Origin of the sequence: Nocardioides carbamazepini, assembly GCF_024614185.1 — a bacterium.
Lineage (GTDB): Bacteria > Actinomycetota > Actinomycetes > Propionibacteriales > Nocardioidaceae > Nocardioides > Nocardioides carbamazepini.
Map to the genome: position 1 here is coordinate 942,681 of NZ_JAHTLF010000016.1, position 16,037 is coordinate 958,717.

Genomic DNA, 16,037 nt, shown 5'->3' on the forward strand with positions numbered 1-16,037 from the left:
ACTAGAGTCGCTGCGTGTCTGCCGTCGGTCCCGCCCTGCGTGCCCGCCTCGGCGCGTACTTCGCGGTGGACGACGCGTGGGACCGGGGGAATCCCGCGGTCGCCACGCGTGACGTCGTCACCGGCGCGGCGTTCGAGGTGGCCGGCATCGTCACGCTCGAGCTGGCGCGCAGCGCCGGTGCCTTCGACAGCGTCGACGCGCCGTGGTGGGTGATCTACCTCGTCATGTCCGCGGCCGCGCTCGCGCTGGTGCTGCGGCGCCGCTACCCGCTCGCGGTGGCGGTCTACCTCTCGACGCACATGTTCGTGACCGGGGTCGCGATGCCCCAGGTGATGGCCCAGGTCGCGCTCCAGATCTGCTACTTCATGGGTCTGTTCTCGGCCATGGCATGGGGTCGCAGCCGCCGCTCGGCGCTGCTGGTCACCAGCACCATCCTGGTCTTCATGCTCTGCTGGGTGGCCTGGCAGTTCGCCGTGGGCCAGAGTGCGCAGACCTGGCTGGACAGCACGGGCGAGGACGAGCGCTTCGGCTTCCTTCCGCCCGTGCCCGCCATCATCCTGCTCACCTTCATCGTCAACGTCGTCTACTTCGTCGGCGCCATCATCGGGGGCCAGGTCGCCTGGAACGGCGCCCGACAGCGCGAGGCTCTCGCCGAGCAGGCGCGCACGATCACCCGGCAGACGGCGACCCTCCAGCAGCGCGCGGTGGTGGACGAGCGGCTGCGGATCGCCCGCGAGCTGCACGACGTCGTCGGCCATCACGTGTCGGTCATCGGCGTCCAGGCCGCCGGTGCCCGCCGCGTGCTCCACCACGACCCCCAGACGGCGGCCGGTGCGCTCGGCGCCATCGAGGCGAGCTCGCGCGAGGCCGTCTCGCAGATGCGCTCGCTGCTCGGCACGCTGCGTGACATCGAGGAGCGCTCCGCGGACGAGCCGATCACGGACAGGTCGCGCACCAGCACGCCCGGCGTCGCCGACCTCGAGGAGCTCGTCGCCAGTCGCGCGTACGACGGGCTGCGCACGTCGTACGCGGTCGTCGAGGACCGGCCCGGGGCCGCGGCGCGGCTCCCGGAGACGGTCGGTCTCACGCTGTACCGCACGGCGCAGGAGGCGTTGGCCAACGTCGTGCGGCACTCGACGGCGTCCAGCGCCTCGGTGCGGCTGCGGGTCACCGAGGCCGGCGAGCGGCCGTTCGCCGAGGTCGAGGTGCTGGACGACGGCCGGCCGCGAGCGGGGACGTCGAGCTCGGGCATGGGCCATCTCGGCATCCGCGAGCGGGTCGCTTCGCACCGCGGCGAGGTCGAGATCGGGCCCCGGACCACACGCGGCTACCGGGTGCGGGCGCGGCTGCCGCTGGGAGGCACCGGTGACTGAGCAGCTCAGCGACGGAGCGAGGCTGCGGGTCCTCCTCGCCGACGACCAGGCACTGGTCCGCTCCGGCTTCCGGATGATCCTGTCGGCCGAGCCCGACATCGAGGTGGTCGGCGAGGCGGCGGACGGAGCCGAGGCCGTCGAGCTGGCCCGGCGGCTGCGGCCCGACGTCGTCCTGATGGACGTGCAGATGCCGCGCGTCGACGGCATCGCCGCCACCGCGGACCTGGTCGCCGAGGATCTCGGCCGGGTCGTCATCCTCACCACCTTCGATCGCGACGACTATCTCTTCGACGCCCTTCGGGCCGGCGCCAGCGGCTTCCTGCTCAAGAACGCCGAGGCCGAGCAGCTCGTCGAGGCGGTGCGCGCGGTGGGTCGCGGGCACGCGCTGCTCTCCCCGGAGGTGACCCGTCGCGTCATCACCGAGATGGCCGCGGGACAGGCGCCCGCCGCCGGGCCGGCGCCGGAGGAGACGAAGCTCCTCGACCGGCTCACCGAGCGCGAGAGCGAGGTGCTGCAGCTGCTGGGCGAGGGCCTGTCCAACGCCGAGATCGCCGAACGGCTGGTGCTGGGCGAGGCGACGGTCAAGACCCACGTCTCCAATTGCCTGGCCAAGCTCCACCTCCGCGACCGCGTCCAGGCCGTGGTGTTCGCCCACCGGGTCGGCCTCGCCGGGTAGCCGTCCGGACCCGGCCTCCGTCGTACGACGGAGGCGGATCCCCTCCTCGCGACGGATCACGCCGGGCGCCGCCGTCCCTAGCCTGGATCCATGGATGCGTGGACGTCATGATCGAGACGAGAGGGCTGACCCGCAGATTCGGTGAGCGGACCGTGGTCGACGACGTGTCGTTCGACGTGCCGGCCGGGATGCTGACCGGCTTCGTCGGGGGCAACGGCGCCGGCAAGACCACGACGATGCGGATGATCATGGGGCTGCTCGGAGTCTCCGCCGGCGAGGTGCTCTGGCAGGGACGCCCGATGACGGCGGCCGACCGACGCCGCTTCGGGTACATGCCCGAGGAGCGGGGCCTCTACCCCAAGCAGAAGATCCTGGACCAGCTCATCTATCTCGGCGAGCTCTCGGGGCTGTCGACCCCGCGGGCCCGTGCGTCGGCGACGGAGAGCCTGGAGCGGTTCGGCCTCGCGGACCGCAGCGGCGACCGGGTCGAGAAGCTCAGCCTCGGCAACCAGCAGCGCGTGCAGATCATCGCCGCGCTGCTCAACCAACCGCAGGCGCTGATCCTCGACGAGCCCTTCTCCGGCCTCGACCCGACCGCGGTCGACTCGATGGTCGACCTGCTGCGCGAGGAGACCGGCCGCGGGGTGCCCGTCCTGTTCTCCAGCCACCAGCTCGACCTCGTCGAGCGACTCTGCGACCGGCTCGTCGTGCTCCGCGCCGGCGAGGTCGTCGCCCAGGGGGGAGTCGAGGAGCTGCGCGCCCGCGGACCCGAGCGGCTTCGGGTGGTCACCGACCGCGACGCCGGGTGGGTCCGCGACATCGCCGGCGTCCACGTCCTCGACGTCGACGGCGCCGAGGCGCTGGTCGAGCTGGCCGACAAGGACGAGCGCGCCTCGGACGCCGTACGTCGCGCGATCCTGACCGCCGGCCTCGACCGCGGCGAGGTCCGTGAGCTCGCCACGGTCCGCACCCCGCTGTCCGAGATCTATCGGGAGGTCACCGCATGAACCACCCCGACGCGAGCGACACGACCGAGACGCGGCCGGCCGAGCGGCCCTGGCTGCTCGTCGCCCGTCGTGAGGTCGTCACCCGACTCACGGACAAGTCCTTCCTCATCGGCACCCTGATCACCCTCGTGCTCCTCGTCGGCTTCATCGGCTGGACGATCTGGTCCGAGGACCGCACCGAGCGCGTCACCATCGCCGCGACCGCCGAGGACGCGACGACCGCCCAGCTGCTCCAGCGTGAGATTCCCGAGGTCGACGACGGCCTGGAGGTCGAGCTGGTGGAGGTCGCCTCCGACGACGACGGCGTCGCCGCGCTGGAGGACGAGGACGCCGACGTCCTGCTGCGACCCGCCGACGACGGCTGGACCCTGGTCGGCCGCAAGGAGGTGTCGGGCGACCTGACCGCCGCCGCGGAGAGCATCATCCGCGACGCCACGCTGACGGCGAACGCCGAGCGTGCCGGAACCTCGCTGGCGGAGCTCCGGCAGGGCAGCACGGTCGACACCGCCCTGCTGGCGGGCGACGCCGAGCGCCAGGACTTCGCGCGGGCCATGGGGTTCCTGCTGGCCTTCCTCTTCTACTTCGCCGCGCTCGGCTTCGGCTACACACTGTCGGGCAGTGTGGTCGAGGAGAAGGCGAACCGGATCGTCGAGATCATCACGACCAAGATCCCGGTGCGACAGCTGCTGATCGGCAAGATCGCGGGCAACACGCTGCTGGCGCTGGCGCAGACCGCGCTCATCGTCGCCGTCGGCCTGGTCGGCATCTCCTTCACGGAGTACTCCTCCTTCCTGTCCGGCGTCTCCGCGGGCATCGGGTGGTTCGCCGCCTTCTTCCTCGTCGGCTTCCTCTTCATCGCCTGCTGGTGGGCGGTGGCCGGAGCGCTCGCGAGCCGTGCCGAGGACCTGCAGACGACCGCGGCGCCGCTCAGCTTCGTGATGATGGGCGTCTTCTTCGGCGCCTTCCTCTTCGAGGGGACCATCCAGACGGTCGCGTCCTATGTGCCGCCGTTCTCGATCGTGCTCATGCCGATCCGGGTCCTCGAGGGCGATACCGCCGTGGCGGAGCCGATCATCGCGATCGCGATCCTGATCGCCGCCATGGCGGCGACCGTGGTCCTCGCCGAGCGGATCTATCGCCGGGCCCTGCTGCAGACCCAGGGGCGCGTGACGCTCAGGCAGGCCTGGTCCGCGGCTGACTGACCGGCAGGACGTGCCGGCCATCTCCTCCGACCTCCGCTCTGAAAGGGTGAGAGACATGACAGCCCCCTCGCTGGCGATCGACGGGCTCACCAAGCAGTTCGGTGGGGTCCGAGCGGTCGACGACCTGACGTTCACCGTCCGTCCCGGTGCGGTCACCGGGTTCCTCGGCCCCAACGGGGCCGGGAAGACCACGACGCTGCGGATGCTGCTGGGGCTGACCCGGCCGAGCGCGGGGCGGGCGCTGGTGGGGGAGCGGGAGTACGCCGCGCACCCGCAGCCCGGTCGTGTCGTCGGAGCGGCGCTGGAGGCGTCGAGCTTCCACCCGGGACGGACCGGGCTGGCGCACCTGGAGGTGTTCGCGCCGCAGGTCGGCGTCTCCCGGACCAGGTGCCGGCAGGTGCTGGAGGCGGTCGGGCTGGGCCACGCGGCGAAGCAGCGCGTGGGTCGCTACTCGCTCGGCATGCGGCAGCGGCTGGGCCTGGCGACGGCGCTGCTCGCCGACCCGCCGGTCATCGTGCTCGACGAGCCGACCAACGGGCTCGACCCCGAGGGCATCGTCTGGATCCGGCGGCTGCTGCGGCAGTTCGCCGACGAGGGCCGCACCGTGCTGGTGTCCAGCCACCTCCTCCGCGAGGTCGAGGCCAGCGTCGACGAGGTCGTCATCATCGCGCAGGGCCGGCTGCGGCACGCCTCCTCGCTGGCCGAGCTGCGCACCCGGGCCACGCCGGCGGCGTACGTCGTCGCGCCGCGCCCGGACGCCGTCGCGGCACTCGCGACCGACCGGGGCTGGGCCGCGACCGAGGACGGCGGTGGGATCGTCGTCGACGGCGCGACCGCGGCCGAGGTCGGCGCGGCGGCGCACGCGGCGGGCATCGAGCTGCACGAGCTGGTGCGCCGCGACGTCGACCTGGAGGCGCTCTTCTTCGAGCTCACCCGACCTGCCGGCGCCGATGCCGAGGAGGGACCCCGATGAGGGCCGCGCTCCTGGCGGAGTACCGCAAGCTCGTCAGCACCCGGATGTGGTGGCTCCTGCTCGTCGTCATGGTCGCCTACCTGGGCTTCGTGTCCGCGGCCGTCTCGGCGAGCTTCGTCTTCGTGCCCGAAGGCTCGGAGGCGCCGCTGGTCGGGGAGGACGCCGCGCGGGCGACGTACTCGCTGGTCAACGGCGTCGGGTACGTCTTCCCGCTGGTCATCGGCAGCCTGGCGATGACCACGGAGTTCCGGCACAAGACGATCACCCAGAGCCTGCTGGTCGAGCCGGACCGCACCCGGTTCCTGTTGGCCAAGCTGCTGTCCGTGGTCCCCATCGGGCTGGCCGCGGGCGTCGTCGGTGTCGCCGCGACCGTCGCGGGCGGTGCGCCGCTGCTGGCGATCCAGGGGGACGGCTCCTATCTCGGTGACGGCGACGTGCTCGGAGGGCTGGCGCTCGGCGTGGTGGTCGTGGCGCTGTGGGCGGTCATCGGCGTCGCCTTCGGGAGCATCCTGTCCAACCAGGTCGCGGCGATCGTGGTGATCCTCGCGTTCACCCAGTTCGTCGAGCCGATCGCCCGGGTCGTGCTCAGCCAGGTCGACGCCCTCGCGGGGGTGGCGTCCTATCTGCCCGGCGGCGCGGCCGACTCCCTCATCGGCGCGTCCTTCCTCGGCGCCGGTGGCGGTGACGCCGACCTGCTCCCGCGCTGGGCGGCGGCGCTGGTGCTGGTGGCGTACGCCGTGGTGTTCGCGGTGATCGGGCGGCTCACCACGCTGCGGCGCGACGTGGGGTGAGCGGTCAGATCTTGCGCAGCCGCACGTACTGCACCGCGTGGTTCGCGGCCTTGCGCAGCACCAGGGTGGCCCGGGAGCGGGTGGGCAGCACGTTCTCGGCGAGGTTGGGACCGTTGATCGAGTCCCAGATCCGGCGCGCCTCGTCGACCGCGGAGTCGTGGCTGAGCGCGGCGTACTTCGCGAAGTAGGAGTTGGGGTCGCGGAAGGCGGTCTCGCGCAGCCGCAGGAACCGGTCGACGTACCACTCGCGGATGTGGTTGGTGTTGGCGTCGACGAAGATCGAGAAGTCGAAGAAGTCCGACAGGCCCAGGCCGGTGCGGCCGTCCTCGCGGACCCGGGCGGGCTGGAGGACGTTGAGGCCCTCGACGATGACGATGTCGGGCCGCTTCACGACGACCTTCTCGTCGGGCACGACGTCGTAGACGAGGTGGGAGTAGACCGGGGCCTCCACCTCGTCGATGCCGGACTTGATGTCGATGACGAACTTCAGCAGGGCCCGCCGGTCGTACGACTCCGGGAAGCCCTTGCGCTGGAGGAGGCCGCGCTCCTCGAGCGCGGCGTTCGGGTAGAGGAAGCCGTCGGTCGTGACCAGGGCGACATTGGGATGCTCGGGCCAGCGGGCCAGCATCTGCTGCAGCACGCGCGCCGCGGTCGACTTCCCGACCGCCACCGAGCCGGCGAGGCCGATCACGAAGGGCGTGCGCGGGGGAGTGCGGCGGTGGAGGAACTGCTCCTGCTCATGGTGCAGCCGGGTCGCGGCGTTGACCCGCAGCGACAGCAGCCGGGACAGCGGCAGGTAGACGTCACGGATCTCGTCGAGGTTGAGCGAGTCGCCGATGCCGCGCAGCCGGACCACCTCGTCGCTGGTCAGCGGGCTGCCCTGCTGCTGCCACTCGTGGGCCAGGTTGGCCCAGGTCGCGCGGTCCAACTCGACGTACGGCGATGCCTCCCGCGACGCGTCCTCGCCGAGGTGGGTGTCCGCCGGGGTGCCCGTCGTCATGGAGGCGATTGTTCCAGTCGGTGCCGGAGGCTCCTGCGGCGCGTCCCCGATCCGGACGAGGTGGCTCCGGACGACGCGACTCCGAACGACGCCGCCTAGACTGGCGGATCATGTGCGGGATCGTCGGGTACGTCGGGCCACGGTCGGCCGAGGACGCCGTCATCGACGGTCTGCGACGGCTGGAGTACCGGGGCTACGACTCCGCGGGCATCGCGGTCGTCTACGACGGGGTGCTGACCGTCGAGAAGCGGGCCGGCAAGCTCGCCAACCTGGAGAAGGCGCTCGGTGAGTCGCCGATCCCGGTCGCGGAGATCGGCATCGGGCACACCCGCTGGGCGACCCACGGCCCGCCCAACGACAGCAACGCCCATCCGCACACGGGGGCCGCGCGGCGGATCGCGCTGGTGCACAACGGCATCATCGAGAACTTCCTCGAGCTCAGGGACCGGGTCGAGGCCGACGACCACGAGCTGCTCTCCGACACCGACACCGAGATCGTCGCCCACCTCGTCGAGCTGCAGGTCCAGTCCGGCGTCGACCTGACCACGGCGATGCAGCGCGTGTGCCAGCAGCTCGACGGCGCGTTCACGCTCGTCGCCATCGACGCCGAGGAGCCGGGCACGGTCGTCGCCGCCCGCCGCAACTCACCGCTGGTCGTCGGACTGGGCGAGGGCGAGAACTTCCTCGGCTCCGACGTCGCCGCCTTCATCGAGCACACCCGCGAGGCGCTCGAGCTCGGTCAGGACCAGATCGTCGTGATGACCCGCGACGCGGTCGAGGTCACCGACTTCTGGGGGGCGCCGGTCGAGGCGCGCCGCTTCCACGTCGACTGGGACCTGTCGTCGGCGGAGAAGGACGGTCACGACTGGTTCATGCGCAAGGAGATCTTCGAGCAGCCCCGCGCGGTGGCGGACTCGCTGATCGGGCGGCGTACCCCGTCGGGGCAGCTGCAGCTCGACGAGATGCGTCTGGCCGACGAGGAGCTGCGCGACGTCGACAAGATCATCATCATCGCGTGCGGGACGTCGTTCTACGCCGGCATGGTCGCGAAGTACGCCATCGAGCACTGGACCCGCACTCCGGTCGAGGTGGAGCTCGCGTCCGAGTTCCGCTACCGCGACCCGATCATCGACGCGACGACGCTGGTCGTCGCGATCAGCCAGTCCGGCGAGACCGCCGACACGCTCCAGGCGATCCGGCACGCCCGCTCACAGCGGGCCAAGGTCCTCGCGATCTGCAACACGAACGGCTCCTCGATCCCGCGTGAGTCCGACGCCGTCATCTACACCCACGCCGGTCCCGAGATCGGCGTCGCCTCGACCAAGGGCTTCCTCACCCAGCTGGTCGCCTGCTACCTGCTCGCGCTCTACATCGCGCAGGTCAAGGGCACCCGGTTCGGTGACGAGATCGACGAGATCATGCGGCACCTCGAGGCGATGCCCGACCACATCGAGACGGTGCTCGAAGGTGCCGAGCAGGTCTACGCGCTCGCCGCCGACCATGCCACGACCCGCTCGGTGCTCTTCCTCGGGCGCCACGCCGGCTACCCGGTGGCGCTGGAGGGCGCGCTCAAGCTCAAGGAGCTGGCCTACCTCCACGCCGAGGGCTTCGCCGCCGGCGAGCTCAAGCACGGCCCGATCGCGCTCGTCGAGGACGGGCTCCCGGTCCTGTGCGTGGTCCCCCCGCAGGGGCGCGACCAGCTGCACGGCAAGATGCTGAGCGGGATCCAGGAGGTCCGTGCCCGCGGTGCCCGGACCATCTGCCTGGCCGAGGAGGGCGACACCGCGATCGAGCCGTACGCCGACGTGCTGGTGCGGCTGCCGAAGGTGCCGGTGCTGCTCCAGCCGCTCGTCGCGATCGTGCCGCTCCAGCTCTTCGCCTGCGAGCTCGCCACGGTGCTCGGCCACGACGTCGACCAGCCGCGCAACCTCGCCAAGTCCGTCACGGTGGAGTAGCCACCGTGGCCGTGCTGGGCGTCGGCATCGACGTGTGCGAGATCGCTCGCTTCGAGGAGTCGTGCCGGCGTACCCCGGCGTTGGTCACGAAGCTGTTCACCGAGGCCGAGCGCGGACTGCACGTCCGGTCGCTGGCGGCTCGCTTCGCCGCCAAGGAGGCCCTGGCCAAGGCGCTCGGCGCGCCGCGGGGGATGTCCTGGCACGACGCCGAGGTGGTCTCGGAGGACTCCGGCCGCCCGCGCTTCGTCCTGCGGGGCACCGTGCTCGCCGAGGCCGACGCGCTCGGGGTCACGTCCGTCCACCTGTCGCTGACCCACGACGGCGGCATCGCCTCGGCCGTGGTCGTGCTGGAGTCCTGATCCGGGACCGGGCACCCACGAGAACGGGACGGGTGTCCCTGTCGGACAGGCCGCCGCCCACGTCAAGGTGAAGGGTGAGCAGAGCAACCCGGAAGTCCCCGCGGCGTCGTCGTGTCGGCGCGCTGCTGACCTGCCTCCTCGTCTGCCTCGGCCTGCTGGTCCAGGTCCCTGCGGCACAGGGCGCGCGACCAGGGCCGCGGCCGACGCTGACCGGTCCGGCAGCGGCGGTCGTGCCCGGCGTCGCGGTGCAGCTGCGCGGGAGGGCCGCGCCCAGGTCGAGGGTCGTGCTGCAGCGCAAGGAGGGTCGACGCTGGGCGAGGGTGGCGCGCGAGCGGGCCGCCCGGACCGGGCGCTTCGCCTTCCGGGTCAGCCCCTCCGACTCCGCCTACCGGGTGAGCGCGCGCGGTCGGCACTCCGCCGTCGTCCGGGTGCGGCTGGCTCCCGCGCCGCCCGCCCCGCCCGCTCCCCGTGCCGCCGCCGTGTCCGCCCCCGCGGCCACCGACCCGCACACCCGGCTGCCGGTGACCGTCACCTTCACGCCGGCCCGGCCGGGGAGTCCCGTGGCGCTCGAGGCGCTGACGGACGCCGGCTGGCGCCGGATCGCCGACGGAGTCGAGGACGACGCGGGCCGAGCCGTCCTGCTCGTGACCCCGCAGCGCACCACGACCTATCGCGTGAGCGGTGCTGACGCGCTATCGGCGCCGACCACGATCGCGGTCCGTCCGCCACGGACGACGCCGTGGGTGACCGGCTACTACGCCGGTTGGTTCTGGGACCAGGAGTACGCGCCGGACGAGGTCGACATGACCGACCTGACCCATTTCGTGTTCGGGCGGGTGGCGCCGGGCGGCGGCTCGCTCGCCGGAGAGCCCGGCGAGATCGTCCCGGGAGCCGGCTCCGCGCACGATCCCGACGCGTCGCCGTACCCGGGCACCACGGTGGAGGACCACCTCGTCCGGAAGGCCCACGCGGCCGGTGCCGAGGCGCTGCTGATGCTCGGCGGTGACGGCTTCGACGGTGCCGGATTCGTCGCGTCGACCTCCGACGAGGTCCGGCCGGTCTTCGTGCGCAAGCTGGTGGACTACCTCGTCGCCCACGACTACGACGGCGTCGACGTGGACTGGGAGAACTGTCTCGGGGGGCCGGCCTGGGAGTGCGGCGTCGACATCACCACCGAGGAGGCGGTCCGCCGCCTGGAGGCGCTGATCGTCGAGGTGCGGGCCGAGATGGCCACCCGGCCGCGCTACCGGACGGACCCTGGGCTGATCACCTTTCCCGGCTACGCGGTGAAGACCAACGAGCTCAACGACGGCAAGGTGGCCGACTGGCAGGCCGAGCTGCCCTGGCTGGTCGACCAGTACAACCTGATGTCCTACGGCATCGGCACCACCTGGAACGGTGCCGGCTGGGAGTCGTGGTTCTCCGGTGCGCTCGACGACGAGGGTCCGGCGCGGCCGGTCAGCATCGACAGCAGCATCGACGCCTACGCCTTCTCGGGGCGCCGCGGGAGAAGATCGGCATGGGCATCGGCTTCTACGGGATCTACTTCGGTCCCACCGTCACCGGCCCACGCCAGTCCACCGAGGACAACGAGATCTACGAGACCAACGACGTCGCCCTGTCCTGGACCCGGCTCAAGGAGCTCGGGTATCTCTCACACGGGGAGCGGCACTTCGACGAGGACGCCTCGTCGACCTACCGCACCTATCCGGGTCACGAGGGCGGCTACGTCCCGCCGGCCGAGCCGGGGCTGCCGCCGCGCGAGCCGGCCGGCTTCCTGTCCTACGAGGACGAGGAGTCGATCGCGGCCAAGGCGGCCTACACCCGAGCGGGCGGCGCCGGAGGCACGATCCTGTGGACCCTCAACTACGGCGCCGACCCGGACGGGACCAATCCGCTGCTCGACGCGGTGGGGGAGGAGTTCCTGCGCCGCTGACCGCCTGCGGCACGGACCGGGTGGAAGAGTGGGCGCGTGATCCGCGCCCACACCGTCGCACAGGTCCGCGCCGCCGAGGCCGACCTTCTCTCCCGGCTGCCCGACGGGGCGCTGATGCAGCGCGCCGCCGCCGGGCTGGGCTACGCCGTCCTCGACTTCCTGGGCTCCGCCTACGGCCGCCGGGTGCTGCTGCTCGTCGGCTCGGGCGACAACGGCGGCGACGCGCTGTACGCCGGCGCGCTGCTCGCCCGGCGGGGGGTGCAGGTGGAGGCGTGGCTGCTCTCCGCGGCAGCCCATCGCGGCGGCATCGACACGCTCCGCACAGCCGGCGGTCGGGTCGTTCCGTGGGCCTCGATTGGGCAGAGACTGCATGCCCCGACCCCAGAATTGCGCGGTTTGGTCCCAAACCGCGACAACTTCGACGTGGTGGTGGACGGCATCGTCGGCATCGGCGGACGCCCCGGCCTGCGCCCCGAGGCAACGAGAGCGCTCGAGCTGGTGGCAGGCATCCCGGTCGTCGCGGTCGACACGCCGTCGGGCGTCGACGTCGACACCGGACAGGTCGCCGGCCCTCACGTCACCGCCGCGGTCACGGTCACCTTCGGGACCCACAAGGTCTGTCATCTCGTCGACCCGGCGGCGCAGGCATGCGGGGCGATCCATCTCGTCGACATCGGCCTGGACCTGCCGGCCGCTCCGGTCGAGGCGCTCCAGGCCGCCGACGTGGCGGCGCTGCTCCCGTGCCCGGCGAGCGACGCCCACAAGTACACCCGCGGCGTCGTCGGCGTCCGTGCCGGCTCGGCGGCCTACCCGGGCGCCGCGCTGCTCAGCGTGGCCGGCGCGGCGTGCGGCCTCGCCGGGATGGTCCGCTACGACGGCGACCCGGCGGCCCTCGACCTGGTCCGCGCCGCGCACCCCGAGGTGGTCGGGCCCGGCCGTGTCCAGGCCTGGGTGGTCGGCTCGGGGAGCGATTCGGGAGCCGAGGACGCCGTCCGCCGCTCGGTGGCCGACGGCGTCCCGCTCGTCGTCGACGCCGACGCGCTCGCCTTCGCGGGGCTCGCGCGCGGACGCCCGGCGGTCCTCACCCCGCATGCCGGCGAGCTCGCCCGCATGCTCGGCGTCGACCGCGCCGAGGTCGAGGCACGCTGGCTCGAGCACGCCCGCCGCGCGGCCCGCACCTACGACGCCGTGGTGCTCCTCAAGGGACGCCACACCGTCGTCGCCCGGCCCGACGGCGCGACGCGCGTGACCACGACCGGCACGCCCTGGCTGGCGACCGCCGGTGCCGGCGACGTCCTCGGGGGTGTGATCGGCGCGCTGCTCGCCACCGGCCTCACGCCGTACGACGCCGCGTCGGTCGGGTCGTGGCTGCACGGCGCCGCCGCGACGCTGGCGGCCCGGCGCGGCCCGATCGTCGCCGGCGACGTGGCGGCGGCCCTTCCGGCCCTGCTCGCACGCCTCACCACCCCCTGATGGGACGATGAGGGCATGTCGCGCCTGCCCCTCGGCCCCGCGGAGACCGTCGTCGACCTGGCGGCCATCCGCGCCAACGCGCGGTTGTTGCGCGCGACCGCCGGCGTGCCTCTGGTCGCCGTGGTGAAGGCCGACGGCTACGGCCACGGCGCGATCGCCAGTGCCCGGGCCGCGCAGCAGGGCGGGGCGGACTGGATCGGCACGGCGACCGTCGAGGAGGCGCTCGCGCTGCGGGCCGCCGGGATCCAGGGGCCGATGCTCTGCTGGATCGGCGGGCCCGACGCCGACTACGCCGCGGCGGCCGCCGCCGGGATCGACGTCAGTGCCCACGGCGTCGCCCAGCTCGACGCGATGGCCGCGGCCGACGCCGGCCGCACGGAGCCGGCACGGGTCCAGCTCAAGCTCGACACGGGCATGTCCCGGGCCGGTGCCGGCCGGGGCGAGTGGGCGGCGCTGTTCGCCCGCGCCGCCGAGGGGGAGCGTGACGGCACCTGGCGGATCACCGGCATCTGGACGCACCCCGCCTGTGCCGACGAGCCCGAGCACCCCGCCAACGACCGGCAGGAGCAGGCCTTCCGCGAGGCCCTCGTGCTTGCCGGTGAGCACGGCCTGCGCCCCGAGCTGCGGCACTTCGCCAACTCCGCGACCGCGCTCCTGCGCCCCAGCGCCCGCTTCGACGCGGTCCGCTGCGGCATCGCGCTCTACGGCCTCGACCCGGCGCCCGGCCAGGCCACCGACATCGGCCTGGTCCCCGCGATGACCGTCCACGCGCCGCTCGCCCTGGTCAAGGACCTCGCGCCCGGCGACGCCGTCTCCTACGGCCACCGCTGGGTCGCCGAGCACGCGACGACCGTCGGGCTGATCCCGCTCGGGTACGGCGACGGCATCCCCCGGCACGCCTCCTCCCCGGCAGCCGTCCAGCCGGCCGCGGTCGGCATCGGCGGCAAGCGGCGCCCGATCCGCGGCACCGTCTGCATGGACCAGTTCGTCGTCGACCTCGGCGGCGACCGACCGGAGGTCGGCAGTGACGTCGTCGTGTTCGGACCGCCGGGCGCCGGCGGACCGACGGCGCAGGACTGGGCCGAGGCGGCGGGCACCATCAACTACGAGATCGTGACCCGGATCGGCGGCCGGACCGCGCGCACCTACGTGGGTGGGCTCGACGAGCAGGACCCCACGTGAGCCCCCGGGGCCGGATCGTCGGGTCGCTCGCGGGTGCGCTCGGCGTCGCCGCCGCGAGTACGGCGGCCGTCGGGATCCTGCGCCAGCAGCGGGCCATCGGCCGGCGTGCGGGCGAGGAGATCCCCTTCGGGACGCTGCGGTCGGCACCGGTGACGGTCGTCGCCGACGACGGCCTGCCCCTCCACGTCGAGGTCGACGAGGTCGCGGCCGCCCCCACCGCCGCCGGGCCGGTCGAGCGGCTGCTGCGGCGCGCGAAGGACGACACGCCACCGGTCACCGTCGTGTTCGTCCACGGCTTCTGCCTCAACCTCGACTGCTGGCACTTCCAGCGCGCGGCGTACCGCGGCCTGGTCCGCGCGGTCTACTACGACCAGCGCTCCCACGGTCGGTCCGGCGACTCCGACCGCGCGCACTCGAACATCGACCAGCTCGGCCGCGACCTGCACCGGGTGATCGAGGAGGTCGTCCCCGACGGTCCGGTGGTCCTGGTCGGGCACTCGATGGGAGGGATGTCGATCGTCGCCTTCGCCGAGCAGTACCCCGAGCTGATCGGCTCCCGCGTCCTCGGCATCGGGTTGATCTCCACGACCGCCGGCGGCCTGGACCCGACCCGGATCCTGCTCCCGATGATCCCCGCCCGCCTCGCCGGCCCGGTCGCCAGGGGAGTGGTCCGCACGCTCCATCTCGGCCATCGCGCGGTCGACTCGGTGCGCCGGGCCGGCGGCTCGGTGGCCACCGTCGCGACCGACCGGTTCGCGTTCGGCAGCGACGTGCCCCGCGGGTACGTCGAGTTCGTCGACGAGATGCTCGCCGCGACCCCGTTCGAGGTGGTCGCCGACTTCTTCCCGCACTTCGCCGGCCTCGACAAGTTCGACTTCGTCGAGGTGCTCGGCCGGGTGCCGACCTCGGTCATCTGCGGCACCGCCGACAGGCTGACCTCGATCGGGCACTCGCGCAAGCTGCAGTCCCGGATCCCGGGTGCCCGGCTCCTCGAGTGCGAGGGTGCCGGCCATCTGGTGATCATGGAGCGTCACGAGCTGGTCAACGCCGAGCTCGACCAGCTCATCACCGCCGCATCCGCGAGGGCAGCCGCCCGATGACCGTCGAGACCCGGCGCGTCGGCCCCGAGGCCGCCGCGGACGTGCTGGCCGTGGTGAAGGCCGCGTTCGCCGACCGCCCCGTCCTCGACCCGCCCGCCGACGCGCTGGCCGAGACCGAGGAGTCCATCGCCGCGATGCTGGCGCCGGGCGGTGGCCTCCTGGTGACCGACGACGGCCGCCCCGTCGGGGCCCTGGTCCTCGACCCGGCCGACGACCAGCCCCACACCGTCTACCTGCGCCGCTTCGGCATCGACCCGGCCGCCCAGGGCCGCGGCCTGGCCCGCGACCTGGTCCGGTACGGGTTGCGCGAGGCGGCCCGCGGGGGCGCCCGCCGGGTGGTGATCCTGGCCCGCCAGGAGCTGCCCCGCACGACCGGCTTCTGGCGCGACATGGGCTTCACGGAGACGACGCGGCACGCGCCGTACGTCGAGATGGCGCGGTCCGTGCCCGTCCTCCTCGAGGTCCCGAGCGCGGACGCGATGCGCGACCTCGGCCGCCGCGTCGCCGGCCGGCTCGCCCGTGGGGACCTGCTGGTCCTCAGCGGAGAGCTCGGCGCCGGGAAGACCACGTTCACACAGGGGCTCGGGGAGGGGCTCGGCGTCCGCGGCCAGATCACGTCGCCGACCTTCGTCATCGCCCGGGTGCACCCGTCACTGGGGGACGGGCCCGAGCTGGTCCACGTCGACGCCTACCGCCTGGGTGGGCGGGCCGAGCTCGACGACCTCGATCTCGACACCGACCTCGACGAGGCCGTGACCGTCGTGGAGTGGGGGACGGGGCTCGCCGAGGGACTGGCCGAGGCGCGGCTCGAGGTGCGGATCACCCGGGCCACCGGGCAGGCGGGGCCCACCGACGCCGATCCCGAGGCCGACCCGCGCGTCGTCGAGATCGACGCCGTCGGCGGCCGCTGGCTCGACTCCCGCGACTGGAACTGGTTCCAGTCGACGGCCTCTTTCCCCTAGGGTCCGGGTAGCCACCTGCGAAGGTCGCGGTGGACGAGGCGCAGGGGG

The 16,037-nt window shown here is 73.1% G+C and carries 13 protein-coding genes and 1 pseudogene; 13 read left to right on the plus strand and 1 reads right to left on the minus strand.

The window, feature by feature from the left end:
• Window positions 1–14 precede the first annotated feature (14 nt).
• The 6 genes from KVF89_RS17115 (at window position 15) to KVF89_RS17140 (ending at window position 6,022) form a co-directional block, all read left to right on the plus strand.
• Window positions 15–1,373, plus strand: coding sequence for a sensor histidine kinase (locus tag KVF89_RS17115; protein WP_257427293.1), 1,359 nt, complete (start codon window positions 15–17; stop codon window positions 1,371–1,373).
• Between the two features lie 22 nt (window positions 1,374–1,395).
• Window positions 1,396–2,049, plus strand: a complete 654-nt coding sequence (locus tag KVF89_RS17120; RefSeq protein ID WP_257427624.1) for a response regulator — start codon at window positions 1,396–1,398, stop codon at window positions 2,047–2,049.
• A 107-nt stretch (window positions 2,050–2,156) separates the two neighbouring features.
• Window positions 2,157–3,056, plus strand: a complete 900-nt coding sequence (locus KVF89_RS17125) for an ABC transporter ATP-binding protein (protein ID WP_257427294.1) — start codon at window positions 2,157–2,159, stop codon at window positions 3,054–3,056.
• The gene (locus tag KVF89_RS17130) at window positions 3,053–4,258 is read left to right on the plus strand and encodes an ABC transporter permease (RefSeq protein WP_257427295.1); all 1,206 of its coding nucleotides are present in this window, start codon (window positions 3,053–3,055) and stop codon (window positions 4,256–4,258) included. Before KVF89_RS17125 ends, KVF89_RS17130 begins: the two co-directional genes overlap by 4 nt.
• A gap of 55 nt (window positions 4,259–4,313) precedes the next feature.
• The gene (locus KVF89_RS17135; RefSeq protein WP_257427296.1) at window positions 4,314–5,231 is read left to right on the plus strand and encodes an ABC transporter ATP-binding protein; all 918 of its coding nucleotides are present in this window, start codon (window positions 4,314–4,316) and stop codon (window positions 5,229–5,231) included.
• The gene (locus KVF89_RS17140; RefSeq protein WP_257427297.1) at window positions 5,228–6,022 is read left to right on the plus strand and encodes an ABC transporter permease; all 795 of its coding nucleotides are present in this window, start codon (window positions 5,228–5,230) and stop codon (window positions 6,020–6,022) included. The genes KVF89_RS17135 and KVF89_RS17140 overlap by 4 nt, the downstream gene beginning before the upstream one ends.
• A gap of 4 nt (window positions 6,023–6,026) precedes the next feature.
• On the opposite strand, the gene coaA is transcribed toward KVF89_RS17140, so the two are convergent.
• Window positions 6,027–7,022, minus strand: a complete 996-nt coding sequence (coaA, locus tag KVF89_RS17145) for a type I pantothenate kinase (protein ID WP_257427298.1) — start codon at window positions 7,020–7,022, stop codon at window positions 6,027–6,029.
• A gap of 110 nt (window positions 7,023–7,132) precedes the next feature.
• Between coaA and glmS the strand changes: the two genes are divergently transcribed.
• From glmS to tsaE, 7 genes and pseudogenes are all read left to right on the plus strand, one after another.
• On the plus strand, window positions 7,133–8,977 hold the full coding sequence (gene glmS / locus KVF89_RS17150; protein WP_257427299.1) for a glutamine--fructose-6-phosphate transaminase (isomerizing): 1,845 nt from the start codon (window positions 7,133–7,135) through the stop codon (window positions 8,975–8,977).
• A gap of 5 nt (window positions 8,978–8,982) precedes the next feature.
• Window positions 8,983–9,336, plus strand: a complete 354-nt coding sequence (locus KVF89_RS17155; protein ID WP_257427300.1) for a holo-ACP synthase — start codon at window positions 8,983–8,985, stop codon at window positions 9,334–9,336.
• Between the two features lie 803 nt (window positions 9,337–10,139).
• Window positions 10,140–11,272, plus strand: a pseudogene (locus KVF89_RS30590) (glycosyl hydrolase family 18 protein).
• Window positions 11,273–11,308: 36 nt separating this feature from the next.
• Entirely contained in the window at window positions 11,309–12,745 is a 1,437-nt protein-coding gene (locus KVF89_RS17165; protein WP_257427301.1) for an NAD(P)H-hydrate dehydratase, read from the plus strand.
• Window positions 12,746–12,760: 15 nt separating this feature from the next.
• Complete coding sequence (gene alr, locus KVF89_RS17170; protein ID WP_257427302.1) at window positions 12,761–13,927, plus strand: alanine racemase; 1,167 nt, start codon at window positions 12,761–12,763, stop codon at window positions 13,925–13,927.
• Window positions 13,924–15,027, plus strand: a complete 1,104-nt coding sequence (locus KVF89_RS17175) for an alpha/beta fold hydrolase (RefSeq protein WP_257427303.1) — start codon at window positions 13,924–13,926, stop codon at window positions 15,025–15,027. The genes alr and KVF89_RS17175 overlap by 4 nt, the downstream gene beginning before the upstream one ends.
• Window positions 15,024–15,989, plus strand: a complete 966-nt coding sequence (gene tsaE / locus KVF89_RS17180; RefSeq protein ID WP_257427304.1) for a tRNA (adenosine(37)-N6)-threonylcarbamoyltransferase complex ATPase subunit type 1 TsaE — start codon at window positions 15,024–15,026, stop codon at window positions 15,987–15,989. The genes KVF89_RS17175 and tsaE overlap by 4 nt, the downstream gene beginning before the upstream one ends.
• The last annotated feature ends 48 nt before the right edge of the window (window positions 15,990–16,037 follow it).